The following is a 14,603-nucleotide window of genomic DNA, read 5'->3' as shown; positions in this document are numbered from 1 at the left end:
AGCCAAAAATGTTTAAACCCCCGTTTATTTTGTCCATCGCCGGTGGCGGCAGCACCTATACCCCCGGCATCGTTAAGAGCCTGATGGTGCGCCTGGAGGATTTCCCGCTGGCCGAAATTCGTCTGTACGATATTGACGGCGAGCGCCAGGCCATCATTGCTCCGGTGGTAGAGAAAGTCATTCGTGACCATAGCCAAAGCATCAAATTCACCGTCACCACCGACCCGGAAGTAGCCTTCAGCGGAGCGCATTTTGTCTTCGCCCAGATGCGCGTCGGCCAGTATAAAATGCGTGAGCAGGACGAAAAAATTCCCCTGCGTCACGGCGTTGTTGGCCAGGAGACCTGCGGCCCTGGCGGGCTGGCCTACGGGCTGCGTACAATTCTGCCGATGGTCGAGCTGTGCGATCTCGTTGAACGCTATGCCCACCGGAAGGCCTGGATAGTGAACTACTCCAACCCGGCAGCTATCGTCGCCGAAGGCGTGCGCCGCCTGCGCCCGAATGCCAGAGTGCTGAATATCTGCGATATGCCGGTGGCGGCGATGCGTAATATGGGCGCCATTTTGGGCGTCGATCGCCATAAGCTTGAGGTTGACTACTTCGGCCTCAACCACTTCGGCTGGTTTACCCGCGTACTGGTTGACGGCGAAGATCGTCTGCCGGAGCTTCGTCGGCATATAGCGAAATTTGGCCTGCTGACCGAAGATGCCGCGCAAACCGATCCTCAGCATTCCGATCCGTCATGGGTTAAAACCTGGCGTAATATCAAACCGATAATGGATCACTTCCCGGATTACCTGCCGAACCCTTATTTGCAGTATTACCTGATGCCTAATGACATTGTCGGGCATCAGGATCCTGACTATACCCGCGCCAATGAGGTAATGGACGGCCGGGAGAAAAAACTGTTCGCCGCAGCCGCTGAGTACCAGCGCACGGGAATATTGCCGGATGCTTTCCACGTCGGAGTACACGGCGCATTTATTGTCGATGTCGCCTGCTCGCTGGCCTTCGACCTGCGCCAGCGCCATCTGGTTATCGTGGAGAACAAAGGGGCTATAGCCAACCTGCCTTATGACGCAATGGTTGAAGTCCCCGCCTACATCACCAGCGAAGGGCCGGAGCCGGTTCGTATGGGAGCCGCACCGCTATTCCAGCAAACGCTTCTGATGCAGCAGCTCGCCAGCGAACAGCTGCTGGTGGAGGCGACAATTGAGGGGAGTTACGAAAAGGCGCTTCAGGCCTTTACCCTCAACCGCACCGTGCCCACCATGCAGCACGCCAAAGCCATTCTCGATGAAATGATTGAGGCAAACCGGGATTACTGGCCGCGGCTCCAGCAAGCGTGGCGCAACGGTGAGTCGGTGGATTAAATCAGTTTTAAGAAGTAACTCGCGGCGTGAAAGAAGGTTGCTTGATGGCTGGCGGAAAAACACCGACAATCCGATTTTCCTTGATGAATCGGAGACCTAACATGTCTACCTCTTTCTTCGTCGCGGGCGACTGGCTCGCAGAACATATTAACGATGACGATATCCAGATTCTGGATGCCCGCATGGCTCCTCCGGGGCAGGAACACCGTGACCTGCCGGGCGAGTACCGTTCAGGGCATCTGCCCGGTGCCGTTTATTTTGATATTGAGGCGCTCTCCGATCACACCAGCCCGCTGCCCCATATGATGCCGCGCGCCGAAGCGTTCGCCGTGGCAATGCGCGAGCTGGGCGTCAGCAGCGACAAACATCTGGTGGTTTACGACGAAGGTAACCTGTTCTCCGCCCCGCGCGCGTGGTGGATGCTGCGTACTTTTGGCGTGCAAAAAGTATCAATTCTTGCCGGAGGCCTCGCAGACTGGCAGCGCGAAGAGCTGCCGCTGGAACAGGGCGATGTTGTTTTGCCGGAAGGCGAGTTCGAGGTGAACTTCGATCCTATGGTCATCAAACGTTTGACCGACGTGCTGCTGGTCAGCCACGAAGGCACGGCGCAGATTGTGGATGCCCGCCCGGCACCACGTTTCAATGCCGAGGCCGATGAGCCACGCCCGGGTCTGAAACGCGGCCATATTCCCGGGGCGCTTAACGTCCCCTGGGTGGAGCTGGTTGAAAACGGCCAGTTGAAAACAACCGAAGAGATGAGCGCAATTTTTGAACGCCAGGGCGTGAGCTTCGAGCAACCTATTATTGCCAGCTGCGGTTCCGGCGTAACGGCGGCGGTCGTGGTGTTGGCATTAACCACTCTCGGGGTGAACGGAGTTTCGCTTTACGACGGCTCGTGGAGTGAATGGGGCGCACGCGCCGATTTACCGGTTGAACCCGCGCAATAATGGATAACCGGCTGGCCGGATTGCTGGAGCGCGGGGAAGCATTGACCCGCGCTGAATATCGGGTTCTCTCGCATCTGACTGCCCATCCGCTGCTGGTGGGCAACATTACGGTACGCGCCCTTGCGCAGGCCACCTTTGTCTCCAGCGCGACCATTATGCGGCTGTGCCACAAGCTGGGGTTTAGCGGCTATAGCGAATTTATCTGGCATTGCAAACAGCTGCTGTCCGGCACCCCACGCATCGCCAGCCAGCCGGTAAATCCACAGGCCGCTCTGCCGCAGCTCTTCGAACGTTTTATCGCCAACTATCAGCAAACCTTTCGCTGGGTGACGCCCGAGCTAATGGCCCGTTTTACCGAGCTTCTGCGGGAAAAAGAGAGCTTTTATCTCTACGGGGCCGGTTTTTCCTATCTTTTTGCCGAGTACCTGACTAAAAAACTGCAAGTTCTGGGAAAGACGGCGTTTATCTCAGGCCCGGGAGACAGCAGAGGCATCTTTCTCAGCAATGCCGCTAAATATCAGGTTTTTATCGCTATTTCACGCAGCGGTGAGACGGAACAGGTTCTGGACAAAGCAAGAATTGCCCAAAACGTGGGGATGACCATAGTCGCTTTTACCCGCGCCTCGCCAAACCCGCTGGCGGAAATGGCCGAGCTGCATTTCCCACTCTATGACGAAGCAGTCCATTACGCGGCAGAGGCGGCAGACATTACGTCATTTGAATCAAATCTGGTGATGCTGATAGATTTGCTGTTATTGCAGGCAACAGAGTAGCCCCTCCAGGCAGAGGGGAAACTCATCAGATAATGCGGTTTTGTTTGAAATCGCGCAGGAAACTGCCCCAGCGGCGCTCATAAAACGGCGTGATGTGGGCAATCATAAAGTGGCTGATACCCTTCTCACCTTCCACTACCTGGCAGATATCAACCGGCTCGTCGCCCGGTAAGGTATCCGTAGCCACGCTTCCGGCCTGGCGAATAATCGCTTCAATCTCACCGCCCTCGGCCTCGATGCCGATCAGCAGGTTTGGCTCTTCATCCGCCTGCTCTTTGATGGAGCAGATAAACGCCCGCTTCACCGTTTTCAGGTTTTTAAACAGCGTGGTCAGGGAGTCAACCATCTGCGCCGGGGGTTCGGCAACTTCGGAAAGCAGCAGCGAAGTCCCCCCTTCCAGGACTTCCTGCTGGCTCAGCGGATCGCTTTCCGCGCTCACCAGATGGCTTATCTCGTTCGGGGTAAACTCTTTGCCGGTCGGCAGCTTCGCATTGAGGAACAGCGCTTCGCCCAGCGTCATTTCAAACAAGGTGCGCACGGGCATGACCACAAACGCCTGCTCGTGGCTAACGGCTTCCTGCAAAGCTTCCAGCGACGTAAAGAATGGAATAACCGAAGTGCCGTCTTCTTTTTCCCAGTGCTGTAATTCGACCGCGCTATCGGCGTCGATGGCTTCACCTTCTGCGGCATTGCCTGGCACCCAAACGGTGGACTCCAGCAGGGTACGGAAAAAGGCCGGGCGATGCGCCGGTTCGTTTGCCGCCTGCTCAAGCAGGGTTTCTAGTTCGTTTTTTGGTTCTGACATTGTGGTTCCGGGATAAAGCTAAAGAGGTTTTACCCTCACCCTAACCCTCTCCCTGGAAGGGAGAGGGGACTGTTCGGCGTTCGCTCTCCCTGGAAGAGAGAGGACCGTTCGGCGTTCACTCTCCCTGGAAGAGAGGGGACTGTTCGGCGTTCACTCTATCCGAACTCTTTTCCCCCTCTCCCCTGTGGGGAGAGGGCCGGGGTGAGGGGCAGTATTACTTAGCCAGTAACAGGTTGGCGATCGCACGTACGCCCAAACCGGTCGCACCCGCAGACCACTGCTCAACCGCACCTTTACGGTAGGTTGCGGAGCAGTCTACGTGCACCCAACCCTGGTGGTAGTTTTCAACGAAGTGGGACAAGAAGCCCGCAGCGGTGCTTGCGCCAGCCGGGTAAGAGGCATTGGCGGTGTTGTTCAGCTCGGCAAAGTTAGAGGGCAGCTGGCTGCGGTGGAATTCGGCCAGCGGCAGGCGCCAGAACGGCTCGTTTTCTTCAGCGGCGCTTGCCAGCAGGCGAGCAGCCAGCTTGTCGTCGAAGCTGAACACGGCATGATAATCATTGCCCAGAGCGGTCTTCGCCGCGCCGGTCAGGGTGGCGCAGTCGATAATCAGCTCTGGTTTCTGAGCCGCAGCGTCAATCAGGCCGTCGGCCAGCACCAGGCGCCCTTCCGCATCGGTGTTCATCACTTCAACGGTTTTGCCGTTGCGGTAGGTGATGATGTCGCCGAGTTTCATGGCGTTGCCGCTGATCATATTGTCCGCGCAGCACAGGTAGAGCTTCACGCGTTTGTCCAGACCGCGAGCGATAGCAAAGGCCAGCGCGCCGGTAATGGTGGCCGCGCCGCCCATATCTGATTTCATCGAGTCCATGAAAGCGGTCTGTTTGATGCTGTAGCCGCCGGAATCAAAGGTGATACCCTTCCCGACAAGACATGCATACACCGGAGCTTCCGGGTTGCCGGTTGGGTTGTAGTCCAGCGCCAGCAGAACCGGCGCGCGGTCAGAACCACGGCCAACGGTATGGATCCCGGCGTAGTTTTGCTCGCGCAGGTCTTCGCCTTTGGTAATACGGTAGGAAACATGGTCGCAGGCTACGTCACACAGAAGATCGACAGCGCGGGAAGCCAGCTGCTCAGGGCCCAGCTCTTCTGCCGGAGTGTTAATAGTGTGGCGAACCCAGTCGATGACTTTCAGGCGCGTATCCAGCTCTTTCTGCTCAGACTCGCTCAGTACCGCCCAGTCAACTTTGCGGCTACCTTTCGGAGCGCGATAGCCCTGCCAGAAGGCCCAGCTCTTATCAACGTCCCAGCCTTCACCGGCCAGCTGAACATGTTTCAGCCCCTGGCCGTCAATTTTGCGCGCCGCGCGCTGAATAAGACCGAGGTCGTCTTTACCGGTCAGGTGTAGGGTAATGCCGTCGTTATTGATGCTATACGTCGCCTTTTCGCCCCAGCGTGCGTCCGCTGGCTGCGTGGAAAGGGTGATTTTCATGGCTTCAGTCATTTTCCAATCCTTCATTGTTCAGCACAGGCAAAATGCAAAAACGGGCCGCTCAGGGCGGCCCGTCTGTTATTCTGCTTCATCTAACCAGACAAGCAAAATCGCTTCCAGCACTTTTTCGTTAGAAGCGTTTGGATCGTCATCAAACTCTTCCAGTTCGCAGATCCACTGGTGCATATCGGTAAAACGCACCGTCTTAGGATCGAGATCCGGGCGGCTGTCATACAGCGCTTCGCCGATTTCACGGCTGTCAGTCCACTTCAGTCCCATGCGGCTCCCGTTAGTGTTCGCGTGCGTGGTTGATGGTATAACGCGGCATCTCAACCACCAGGTCTTCATCGCTGACGCGAGCCTGGCAGCTCAGGCGGCTCTCAGGCTCCAGACCCCATGCTTTATCCAGCATGTCGTCTTCATCCTCGGTGCTTTCCGCAAGGGAATCGAAGCCTTCACGCACCACGCAGTGGCAGGTGGTGCAGGCACAGGACTTCTCACAGGCGTGCTCAATTTCGATACCGTTGCGCAGGGCAACGTCGAGAATGGTTTCACCTTTTTGCGCTTCCAGAACTGCGCCATCCGGACAGAGGTCCTGATGAGGCAGAAAAACAATCTTTGGCATATTAAACCTCGTCCACGGAGTGGCCGGTCAGCGCGGTACGGATCGATTGATCCATGCGGCGTGCGGCAAACTCCTGGGTTTGCTTGTCTACGTTTTTGATTTCATTTTGAATAGCGTCGGCATCGTCACCGGCCGCGGCAGCGCTTAAGGCAGCCATGGCGTTGTCGATGTCGGAACGCTCTGCGGCGCTTAGCAGCGCGGCATCCGCCGTCAGTGCGCTGTTCAAACTCTCCAGCACGCGGGCAGCTTCGACTTTTTGCTCCGCCAGCATACGTGCCTGCACGTCATGCTCGGCGTAACTCATGGAGTCCTGAATCATACCGGCAATTTCGCCGTCGCTCAGGCCATAAGAAGGTTTAACCTGGATAGAGGATTCCACGCCGGTGGATTTCTCCATCGCCGTTACGCTCAACAGGCCATCGGCATCTACCTGGAAGGTTACGCGAATATGCGCCCCGCCGGCGGACATTGCCGGAATACCGCGCAGGGTAAAACGAGCCAGAGAGCGGCAATCCTGCACCAGCTCGCGCTCGCCCTGCAATACGTGGATAGACATCGCGGTCTGCCCATCTTTGAAAGTAGTGAATTCCTGAGCACGCGCCACCGGGATCGTGGTATTACGCGGAATAACCTTCTCGACCAGGCCACCCATGGTTTCCAGGCCAAGCGACAGCGGGATAACATCCAGCAGCAGCATTTCGCTGTCAGGCTTGTTGCCAACCAGGATATCGGCCTGAATAGCCGCCCCAATCGCCACAACTTTATCCGGGTCGATGGAGGTCAGCGGGATGCGGCCGAAGAATTCCCCTACGCGCTCACGCACCAGAGGTACGCGGGTTGAGCCGCCGACCATCACCACTTCCAGCACTTCTTCTGCTTCCACGCCCGCATCTTTCAACGCGCGACGGCAGGCCAGCAGCGTGCGCTTAACCAGGGAAGCAATCATCTCGTTGAACTGGTCACGGGTGACTTCGCCTTTCCAGCCAGCCACTTCCACGCTGGCAGTTGCGGCATCGCTCAGCGCAATTTTTGCAGCAATAGCGGCATCCAGCAGCTGGCGCTGTACCCTGTCGTCGCTGCGGTCGGCAATACCGGCCTGTTCGCGCAGCCAGTCGGCAAGCAGGTGATCGAAGTCGTCGCCGCCGAGGGCAGAGTCACCGCCGGTCGCCAGCACTTCAAACACGCCGCGGCTAAGGCGCAGGATAGAAATATCAAAGGTGCCGCCGCCCAGGTCGTAAACGGCAATTACGCCTTCTTTGCCCGAGTCCAGGCCGTAGGCAATTGCCGCCGCCGTTGGCTCGTTGAGCAGGCGCAAAACGTGCAGGCCCGCGAGGCGAGCGGCATCTTTAGTGCCCTGGCGCTGCGCGTCGTCAAAATAGGCAGGAACGGTAATCACCACGCCGTCCAGCTCTCCGGCCAGCGCTTCGGTCGCGCGGGCAGCCAGCGTTTTGAGGATATCGGCAGAAACGCGAACGGGGTTTAACAGCCCCGCCGGGGTGTTAATCATCGGCAGGCCGTTTTCACTCGCCTGCAAATGGTAAGGAAGATGCGGGTAGCGCGCCTGAATGTCCGCCAGAGAGCGGCCCATCATGCGTTTTACCGAGCTAATAGTGTTAGCGGGATCCTGCGCTGCCTGCGCACGGGCTTCCCAGCCAACCAGGTGACCCTGCTGCTGGTAATGGACAACGGAAGGCAGCAGCGCGCGGCCTTCGTGGTCGACCAGGGCTTGTGCCTGCCCGCTGCGCACGGTGGCAACCAGCGAGTTGGTGGTGCCAAGATCGATACCTGCGGCCAGCCTGCGCTGGTGCGGCGCAGCCATCATGCCGGGCTCACTAATTTGTAATAAGGCCATGTTTCGCTTCCAAAAATCGGGCCTGAGTTCAGGCGTTAAAAGTCGAGCAGTTTTTCTTCTAGTTGTTCTATTTGGCTCTGTAATTTGTCGAGGAAACGCAGCTTGCGAACGGTGTCCGCCGCCTGTTCCCACTGCTGGTCATCCAGCTGCTGTACCATCTGCGCGCTGCGGTTTTTCACCATCGTTTTTACGCGCCCGGCAAAGCTTTCCAGCCCGTCGCCGTCTTTTTTCTGTTCGATTTCGTCCAGCTCTTCGCGCAGCTCAAGTTGTTCCATCAGGAACGCGGTATCGCGCACGGTATGCTGTTCATTAGCCAGATCGAAGCCGTTCAGGGAGAGGAGGTATTCGGCACGGGCAAGCGGGTGACGCAGCGTCTGCCAGGCCTGGTTGATGGTTGCGGATTGGCTTACCGCCAGCAATTGCTCCGCCTGAGGGCGGCTGGCGTATTTGTCCGGATGGAACTGGCGCTGCAGCTCCTGGTAACGGGTAGCCAGACGCTGAAGGTCAAGGGTATAGCCTGGCGTTAGCCCAAACAGGGTAAAGTAATCCATAACAGACTCGGGTACATGTCAGGTTAGTGCTGTGTGGTAAAGCAAAATCCCCCACGGGCCGAAGCCGGTGGGGGTGATAAGCGGGATCAGACGTGGAAGCTTTCGCCGCAGCCACACTCGTCTTTAACGTTAGGGTTGGTGAATTTAAACCCTTCGTTAAGACCTTCTTTGACGAAGTCGAGCTCGGTCCCGTTTAAGAATTGCAGGCTTTTACCATCGATAACTACCTTCACACCTTTGTCTTCGAACACGGTGTCATCCGCCATCGGTTCGTCAACAAATTCCAGAACGTAAGCCATCCCGGAGCAGCCTGAAGTACGCACGCCCAGACGCAGACCAAACCCTTTACCGCGGTTGGTCAGGAAGGCATTTACGCGGGCAGCAGCGCTGTCGCTAAGGGTAATCGACATACAACAACCTCAATCAGAATATTAACTCGTCATACTTCGAGCCGCTGCCGGGCAGCAGGCTCGAATTATTTAGAGTTGTTTTGTTTCACGTTTGCTTTTGTAATCCGCGATAGCCGCCTTAATAGCGTCCTCAGCAAGGATTGAGCAGTGAATTTTCACCGGCGGCAGTTCGAGCTCGTCTGCGATGTCGGTGTTTTTAATCGCCTGCGCTTCGTCCAGGGACTTGCCCTTCACCCACTCGGTTACCAGCGAGCTGGAAGCAATCGCCGAGCCGCAGCCATAGGTTTTGAAACGCGCGTCTTCAATAATACCGTCATTGTTGACTTTGATCTGCAACTTCATCACGTCGCCGCACGCAGGTGCACCCACCATGCCAGAGCCAACGCTGTCGTCGCTGTTGTCGAAAGAACCGACGTTGCGCGGGTTTTCGTAGTGATCAATTACTTTTTCGCTGTAAGCCATTTTACTTCTCCAGAATCTGAAATCGACGTCTCTACAGACGATTAATGGTGAGCCCATTCGATGGAATTAATATCCACGCCCTGCTTGAACATTTCCCACAGCGGAGAAAGGTCGCGCAGACGGCCGATGGACTTACGTACCAGCTCGATGGTGTAGTCGATCTCTTCTTCAGTGGTAAAACGACCCAGAGAGAAACGGATGGAGCTGTGAGCCAGTTCGTCACTCATCCCCAGCGCACGCAGCACGTAAGACGGCTCAAGGCTGGCAGAAGTACAGGCGGAACCTGAAGAAACCGCGAGGTCTTTCAGCGCCATAATCAGTGACTCACCTTCAACATAGTTGAAGCTTACGTTGAGGATGTTAGGCGCGCCGTGTTCCAGGTCGCCGTTCAGGTAAACTTCTTCCATATCCTTCACGCCGTTCCACAAACGGTTACGCAGCGTGCGCAGACGGGCCATTTCGGTCTCCATCTCAACTTTCGCGATACGGTAAGCTTCACCCATGCCGACAATCTGGTGAACAGGCAGAGTACCAGAACGCATACCGCGCTCGTGGCCGCCGCCGTGGATCTGGGCTTCAATGCGGATACGTGGCTTACGGCGCACGTAAAGCGCACCAATGCCTTTCGGGCCATAAATTTTGTGGCCGGAGAAGGACATCAGGTCAACTTTCAGCTGGCTCAGATCGATAGGCAGTTTGCCCACGCTCTGGGTCGCATCAACGTGGAAGATAATACTGCGGGAACGGCACATTTCGCCGATAGCAGCGATATCCTGCACCACGCCGATTTCGTTGTTCACGTGCATGATGGAAACCAGGATGGTGTCATCACGCATGGCGGCTTCCAGCGCTTTCAGGTCAACGATGCCGTTGCTCTGCGGGGCCAGATAAGTCACGTCGAAACCTTCACGTTCCAGCTGACGACAGGTGTCCAGCACGGCTTTGTGTTCGGTTTTGACGGTGATGATGTGCTTGCCTTTCTTCTGGTAGAAGTTAGCGGCACCTTTAATCGCCAGGTTGTCAGACTCGGTCGCGCCGGAGGTGAAAACAATTTCACGCGGGTCAGCGCCAACCAGCTCTGCGATTTGGTTACGGGCGATATCAACGGCTTCTTCAGCCTGCCAGCCAAAGCGGTGGGAACGGGAGGCCGGGTTACCGAAGGTTCCGTCCATTGTCAAAAACTGCATCATCTTCTCGGCAACACGCGGGTCAACCGGCGTAGTAGCAGAGTAGTCGAGGTAAATCGGTAATTTCATTGCTCTTAAGCTCCGTACATCACTTCAATACGAAGAATCAGGCTTAAAATATGCTGCCGTTATAGACAGGGAGCGTCGCTCCCCCAACCTGATTCTAAAAATTCGTGTTCTTCTGCTTATGCGCGCAGTTTGACGTCAATAGCGTCCTGAGAACGGGTGCTGCGATGGTTTTCGTTGTGCTGACGGTCGGCCACATCCAGAACTTCCTGGTTGTTCACCAGTTCACCGAGGGTAATGTTGTTCAGGAAGCCGGTCAGACGATCGCTCAGGTCGCGCCACAGCGCATGGGTCAGGCATTTATCGCCGCCCTGGCAGCCGCCTTTACCCTGACAGCGGGTCGCGTCCACGGACTCATCAACGGCGCTGATCACTTCGCCAACGGCGATGCTGCTCGCATCTTTACCCAGCAGATAACCACCGCCAGGACCGCGCACGCTGGCAACCAGGCCATTTTTACGCAGGCGGGAGAACAGCTGCTCCAGATAGGAGAGCGAAATACCCTGACGTTCAGAAATATCGGCCAGCGGAACCGGGCCAGATTCAGAGTTCAGCGCAACGTCAAGCATCGCGGTTACGGCATAGCGCCCTTTTGATGTCAGTCTCATGTCTTACTTAACCTCAAATAGCCCCTCGAGCCGGGGGTTTTTTAAAAGTGTGATTGTCACATAGCAGGTCGCAAGTCTGACATTCCTGAGTAAATTGGTCAACTATTTAACCTACCAATTTACTCAAGTATTATTGGCCCGATTTTTTGGGGTTTTCCAGCGACGCCAGCATGCCGCGCAGGATGTTTAATTCCTGACTTTCCGGGCGGGCGCGGGTGAATAAGCGGCGCAGTCTGTTCATCACCTGGCCTGGGTGAGTCGGACGGATAAAGCCGCTTTCCTGCAGCGCCTTTTCGAGGTGACCATAGAAGCGCTCTAAATCATCCACCAGCGGGTACGGCGCATCTTCCTCTTCTTTAGAGGCTTCTGGCTGTTCCTGAGTGGCAAGCCAGGCAATGCGCACTTCATAGGCGAGGATTTGCACCGCCATCGCGAGGTTAAGGGAGCTGTATTCCGGGTTAGCCTGAATAGCCACATGATAGTGGCACTTTTGCAGCTCTTCGTTGGTCAGGCCAACGCGCTCGCGGCCAAAGACGATAGCAACCGGCGCGTGCTGCGCTTCGCTGATGCTTTTCAGGCCGCATTCACGCGGGTCGAGCATCGGCCACGGTAATGTGCGGGAGCGGGCGCTGGTGCCAACCACCAGGCTGCATCCTGCCAGCGCTTCATCAAGCGTATCGACGATTTTAGCGTCGCCGATAACGTCGCTGGCACCGGCCGCCAGGGCAATAGCCTGAGAGTCAGGTTTTACCAGCGGATTCACCAGCCACAGGTTAGTTAAGCCCATGGTTTTCATAGCACGGGCTACGGAGCCCATGTTGCCGGTATGCGAAGTTTCGACCAGCACGATTCGTACGTTTTGCAGCATTATCATTCACAGCCTGGGAAGAATATCGCAATATCTTATCATATCCCTGAGACATATTCCGAACGCTCTGCTATACTCCGCCGCGATTTCCGTTCTTTAACATCCAGCGAGAGAGACCGATGCAACATCCTATGTTGACCATCGCCGTGCGTGCTGCGCGCAAGGCGGGTAATGTAATTGCCAAACACTACGAAACTCCTGATTCCGTAGAAACCAGTCAGAAAGGCAGTAATGACTTTGTGACCAACGTCGATAAAGCCGCCGAAGCGATGATTATCGAAACAATCCGCAAATCTTACCCGCAGCACACCATCATCACCGAAGAAAGCGGTGAACATGCAGGCGAAGATACGGATGTGCAATGGATTATCGATCCGCTGGATGGCACCACCAACTTCATCAAACGTCTGCCACACTTCGCCGTCTCTATCGCTGTTCGCATTAAAGGCCGCACCGAAGTTGCCGTGGTCTACGATCCAATGCGTAATGAACTGTTTACCGCTACCCGTGGCCAGGGCGCACAGCTCAACGGCTACCGTCTGCGCGGCAGCACCGCTCGCGACCTGGATGGCACCATCCTGGCGACCGGCTTCCCGTTCAAACAGAAACAACACGCAACCACCTACATCAATCTCGTTGGCAAGCTGTTCACCCAGTGCGCGGACTTCCGCCGTACCGGTTCTGCCGCGCTGGACCTGGCCTACGTTGCCGCTGGCCGCGTAGACGGTTTCTTCGAAATTGGCCTGAAGCCGTGGGATTTTGCCGCTGGCGAACTGCTGGCTCGTGAAGCGGGCAGCCTGGTTTGCGATTTCACCGGCGGCCACAACTACCTGCTGACCGGTAACATTGTTGCGGGTAACCCACGCGTAGTTAAGGCGATGCTGTCTACTATGCGTGAAGAGCTGAGCGACGCGCTGAAGCGCTAAGTTTTGCTGTACTCTCCCCCGCTTACCGCAAGCGAGGGAGGGTTAATTTTCAAACATCAAAAAGGCCGAATTCCTCGCGCCATCGGCTGCACGCTCAGCCACATAATCACCGCCGCAGCTATCAAAATAACGCCCCCAGCCAGAGCAAGCGTTGACCAGCCAACCTGCCGCCACAATACCTGCGCCTGATTGCCGCTCAATCTTACGGCCAGCGTACGGAAGCTATGCACCAGCAACGCCAGCCCTGAAATCGTTATTGAGGTACCCGCCGCCATTGCCAGCGCCGACAGCACGCCCCAGCCAAACACGCCGATAACTTTGCTGAACAGCAGCACCATAATCGCGCCCGAACACGGCCTCATTCCCATCGAGAGCACAATCATCAGCCGCGCACGCCAGTCGCTCCCGGCAGCCAGCTGCTTTTCGTCCGGCATATGCTGATGCCCGCAGCCGCAATGAGCATGATGAACATGGTGCGGGGTAAACGAGGTGAATTTGGGTTTGCGTTTCAGCAACACGCGCAGCCTTCGCAGAGCCCGCCAGCTCAGCATTCCCCCGAGCACGCCCACCAGTAAATAGCTGCCTTTTTCCAGCCAGAAGCTGCTCAGGTGCAGCTGGCGTGAGGGCAGCGCCAGGACGACCAGCACAACCACCACCAGCAATATTGCCACCAGCCCCTGAAGCAGAGAGGCGGCAAACGTCAACCGCAGGCTGCTTGCTATCTTTGAAGGATGAGTGGCAAGCCAGGTGGTTATCACAATCTTGCCGTGCCCCGGTCCCAGGGCATGCAGCACGCCGTACACAAAGCTAAATGAAAGCAACGACCAGCCGGCGCGGGTCGGGTTTTCCGCTACCTGCCGCAGCAGCCCGCTCAGCTCCTGGTTGATTGCACGCTGCCAGCTGGCTGAATTTAGTAAAATCTGCGGCCAGTAAATCCACAGGCTACAGAGCCCGGCAGCGGCGAATAAAAGAAACAGCGCCAGCGGCCAGAGGTGAACCCATCGGCGGGAAGCGGCGGAAGAAGAGGCAATTACTGACATGCTAACGTCACCTCCTGGGCGAACTGTTTCCCGAGATCCATATCCTCCGGCGGCGCGTCGGCTTTATCCAGCGACTGCGCAAACAGCAGCGTCTCTTCGTTCGGTTTTGGCGTGTGAACGGAAACTTTGCAGCTCGCAGCCAGCTCCTGCGGCAGGTGAACATCCTGAGGGTGGTCATAGCTCATATCGACAAAATAAGTCGGGTCGAAGGTTGAGAAACGGTAGGTCTGCCCTTTCAGCGGCTGCGGGTGCGCCAGCGGCAGAATAAAGGTTAAAACGGCCTGGTGATTAGCCCGGCTAAGGCCGTATTCCGGCGGCAAATTGTTGAACTTCACTTTTTCACCGTTGTGCCAGAACTCGGTGAAATAGTGCTGGCCGAGCACGTTAGCCATGACCTCTGCCGCCAGCTTTTTCCAGACTGGCGAGCCGGGTTTAGCGTCTCCTGCGTCATACAACAGATCTGCTGAAGTAATATCGTCCATCGTCCACTGCATTTTAAGGCCGGTTAACTGCCCGTCTGCCGCCACCGGCGTCGTGACGAGAGAGATAAAACTGTGGGGATGAGCCTGCACGCATGCGGCAGAAAACCCTGCTAACAGTGCAACTACTCCCATCAGGCTG

17 protein-coding genes are annotated in these 14,603 nt (G+C 56.5%); 4 read left to right on the top strand and 13 right to left on the bottom strand.

Annotation, left to right across the window (positions count from 1 at the left end; all coding sequences use genetic code 11):
* Positions 1-8 precede the first annotated feature (8 nt).
* From FOC35_RS13875 to FOC35_RS13865, 3 genes are all read left to right on the top strand, one after another.
* Entirely contained in the window at positions 9-1,373 is a 1,365-nt protein-coding gene (locus FOC35_RS13875; protein WP_172569195.1) for a 6-phospho-alpha-glucosidase, read from the top strand.
* Between the two features lie 101 nt (positions 1,374-1,474).
* Positions 1,475-2,320: a 3-mercaptopyruvate sulfurtransferase gene (gene sseA, locus FOC35_RS13870; protein WP_172569194.1), complete on the top strand. Its 846-nt coding sequence runs from the start codon at positions 1,475-1,477 to the stop codon at positions 2,318-2,320.
* The gene (locus tag FOC35_RS13865) at positions 2,320-3,093 is read left to right on the top strand and encodes a MurR/RpiR family transcriptional regulator (protein ID WP_172569193.1); all 774 of its coding nucleotides are present in this window, start codon (positions 2,320-2,322) and stop codon (positions 3,091-3,093) included. Before sseA ends, FOC35_RS13865 begins: the two co-directional genes overlap by 1 nt.
* A gap of 25 nt (positions 3,094-3,118) precedes the next feature.
* Here the strand turns inward: FOC35_RS13865 and sseB are convergent, their stop codons facing one another.
* The 11 genes from sseB to trmJ all read right to left on the bottom strand — a co-directional run bounded on the left by sseB (position 3,119) and on the right by trmJ (position 12,016).
* Entirely contained in the window at positions 3,119-3,898 is a 780-nt protein-coding gene (gene sseB / locus FOC35_RS13860; RefSeq protein ID WP_172569192.1) for an enhanced serine sensitivity protein SseB, read from the bottom strand.
* 214 nt (positions 3,899-4,112) lie between these two features.
* Positions 4,113-5,399, bottom strand: coding sequence for an aminopeptidase PepB (gene pepB / locus FOC35_RS13855; RefSeq protein WP_039898631.1), 1,287 nt, complete (start codon positions 5,397-5,399; stop codon positions 4,113-4,115).
* Between the two features lie 66 nt (positions 5,400-5,465).
* Entirely contained in the window at positions 5,466-5,666 is a 201-nt protein-coding gene (gene iscX / locus FOC35_RS13850) for a Fe-S cluster assembly protein IscX (RefSeq protein WP_016537752.1), read from the bottom strand.
* Between the two features lie 10 nt (positions 5,667-5,676).
* The gene (fdx, locus tag FOC35_RS13845) at positions 5,677-6,012 is read right to left on the bottom strand and encodes an ISC system 2Fe-2S type ferredoxin (RefSeq protein WP_016537753.1); all 336 of its coding nucleotides are present in this window, start codon (positions 6,010-6,012) and stop codon (positions 5,677-5,679) included.
* A 1-nt stretch (position 6,013) separates the two neighbouring features.
* A complete protein-coding gene (gene hscA / locus FOC35_RS13840; protein ID WP_172569191.1) occupies positions 6,014-7,864 on the bottom strand; it encodes a Fe-S protein assembly chaperone HscA in 1,851 nt (616 codons plus the stop codon).
* Between the two features lie 35 nt (positions 7,865-7,899).
* Positions 7,900-8,415 (bottom strand): co-chaperone HscB, encoded by a 516-nt coding sequence (hscB, locus tag FOC35_RS13835; RefSeq protein ID WP_172569190.1) that lies wholly within the window; start codon positions 8,413-8,415, stop codon positions 7,900-7,902.
* 86 nt (positions 8,416-8,501) lie between these two features.
* On the bottom strand, positions 8,502-8,825 hold the full coding sequence (gene iscA / locus FOC35_RS13830) for an iron-sulfur cluster assembly protein IscA (protein ID WP_016537756.1): 324 nt from the start codon (positions 8,823-8,825) through the stop codon (positions 8,502-8,504).
* Positions 8,826-8,894: 69 nt separating this feature from the next.
* On the bottom strand, positions 8,895-9,287 hold the full coding sequence (gene iscU, locus FOC35_RS13825) for a Fe-S cluster assembly scaffold IscU (RefSeq protein ID WP_016537757.1): 393 nt from the start codon (positions 9,285-9,287) through the stop codon (positions 8,895-8,897).
* 41 nt (positions 9,288-9,328) lie between these two features.
* Complete coding sequence (gene iscS, locus FOC35_RS13820; RefSeq protein ID WP_172569189.1) at positions 9,329-10,543, bottom strand: cysteine desulfurase; 1,215 nt, start codon at positions 10,541-10,543, stop codon at positions 9,329-9,331.
* A gap of 116 nt (positions 10,544-10,659) precedes the next feature.
* On the bottom strand, positions 10,660-11,148 hold the full coding sequence (gene iscR / locus FOC35_RS13815) for a Fe-S cluster assembly transcriptional regulator IscR (protein WP_016537759.1): 489 nt from the start codon (positions 11,146-11,148) through the stop codon (positions 10,660-10,662).
* 130 nt (positions 11,149-11,278) lie between these two features.
* On the bottom strand, positions 11,279-12,016 hold the full coding sequence (gene trmJ / locus FOC35_RS13810) for a tRNA (cytosine(32)/uridine(32)-2'-O)-methyltransferase TrmJ (protein ID WP_039899389.1): 738 nt from the start codon (positions 12,014-12,016) through the stop codon (positions 11,279-11,281).
* 119 nt (positions 12,017-12,135) lie between these two features.
* Between trmJ and suhB the strand changes: the two genes are divergently transcribed.
* Positions 12,136-12,942 (top strand): inositol-1-monophosphatase, encoded by an 807-nt coding sequence (gene suhB, locus FOC35_RS13805; RefSeq protein ID WP_172569188.1) that lies wholly within the window; start codon positions 12,136-12,138, stop codon positions 12,940-12,942.
* A 56-nt stretch (positions 12,943-12,998) separates the two neighbouring features.
* Here the strand turns inward: suhB and FOC35_RS13800 are convergent, their stop codons facing one another.
* A complete protein-coding gene (locus FOC35_RS13800) occupies positions 12,999-13,982 on the bottom strand; it encodes a nickel/cobalt transporter (RefSeq protein ID WP_172569187.1) in 984 nt (327 codons plus the stop codon).
* Positions 13,973-14,596 carry a DUF1007 family protein gene (locus FOC35_RS13795; protein WP_172570370.1) on the bottom strand — a complete coding sequence of 208 codons (624 nt, stop codon included), beginning with the start codon at positions 14,594-14,596 and terminating at the stop codon, positions 13,973-13,975. The genes FOC35_RS13800 and FOC35_RS13795 overlap by 10 nt, the downstream gene beginning before the upstream one ends.
* Positions 14,597-14,603: the final 7 nt, after the last annotated feature.

Source organism: Cedecea sp. FDAARGOS_727 (genome assembly GCF_012273235.1).
Taxonomy (GTDB): Bacteria; Pseudomonadota; Gammaproteobacteria; order Enterobacterales; family Enterobacteriaceae; genus Cedecea; species Cedecea davisae.
The sequence above is the reverse complement of the archived record's forward strand: the minus strand, read 5'-3'. Positions and strand labels throughout refer to the sequence as shown.

What these genes read in the sequence shown, in the direction of transcription:
- pepB (WP_039898631.1), bottom strand. Translation starts at nt 5,399, where the DNA reads ATGACTGAAGCCATGAAAATCACCCTTTCCACGCAGCCAGCGGACGCA.
- iscS (WP_172569189.1), bottom strand. Translation starts at nt 10,543, where the DNA reads ATGAAATTACCGATTTACCTCGACTACTCTGCTACTACGCCGGTTGAC.
- fdx (WP_016537753.1), bottom strand. Translation starts at nt 6,012, where the DNA reads ATGCCAAAGATTGTTTTTCTGCCTCATCAGGACCTCTGTCCGGATGGC.
- iscR (WP_016537759.1), bottom strand. Translation starts at nt 11,148, where the DNA reads ATGAGACTGACATCAAAAGGGCGCTATGCCGTAACCGCGATGCTTGAC.
- FOC35_RS13795 (WP_172570370.1), bottom strand. Translation starts at nt 14,596, where the DNA reads ATGGGAGTAGTTGCACTGTTAGCAGGGTTTTCTGCCGCATGCGTGCAG.
- sseA (WP_172569194.1), top strand. Translation starts at nt 1,475, where the DNA reads ATGTCTACCTCTTTCTTCGTCGCGGGCGACTGGCTCGCAGAACATATT.
- trmJ (WP_039899389.1), bottom strand. Translation starts at nt 12,016, where the DNA reads ATGCTGCAAAACGTACGAATCGTGCTGGTCGAAACTTCGCATACCGGC.
- FOC35_RS13800 (WP_172569187.1), bottom strand. Translation starts at nt 13,982, where the DNA reads ATGTCAGTAATTGCCTCTTCTTCCGCCGCTTCCCGCCGATGGGTTCAC.
- sseB (WP_172569192.1), bottom strand. Translation starts at nt 3,898, where the DNA reads ATGTCAGAACCAAAAAACGAACTAGAAACCCTGCTTGAGCAGGCGGCA.
- hscA (WP_172569191.1), bottom strand. Translation starts at nt 7,864, where the DNA reads ATGGCCTTATTACAAATTAGTGAGCCCGGCATGATGGCTGCGCCGCAC.
- suhB (WP_172569188.1), top strand. Translation starts at nt 12,136, where the DNA reads ATGCAACATCCTATGTTGACCATCGCCGTGCGTGCTGCGCGCAAGGCG.
- FOC35_RS13875 (WP_172569195.1), top strand. Translation starts at nt 9, where the DNA reads ATGTTTAAACCCCCGTTTATTTTGTCCATCGCCGGTGGCGGCAGCACC.
- iscA (WP_016537756.1), bottom strand. Translation starts at nt 8,825, where the DNA reads ATGTCGATTACCCTTAGCGACAGCGCTGCTGCCCGCGTAAATGCCTTC.
- hscB (WP_172569190.1), bottom strand. Translation starts at nt 8,415, where the DNA reads ATGGATTACTTTACCCTGTTTGGGCTAACGCCAGGCTATACCCTTGAC.
- iscX (WP_016537752.1), bottom strand. Translation starts at nt 5,666, where the DNA reads ATGGGACTGAAGTGGACTGACAGCCGTGAAATCGGCGAAGCGCTGTAT.
- FOC35_RS13865 (WP_172569193.1), top strand. Translation starts at nt 2,320, where the DNA reads ATGGATAACCGGCTGGCCGGATTGCTGGAGCGCGGGGAAGCATTGACC.
- iscU (WP_016537757.1), bottom strand. Translation starts at nt 9,287, where the DNA reads ATGGCTTACAGCGAAAAAGTAATTGATCACTACGAAAACCCGCGCAAC.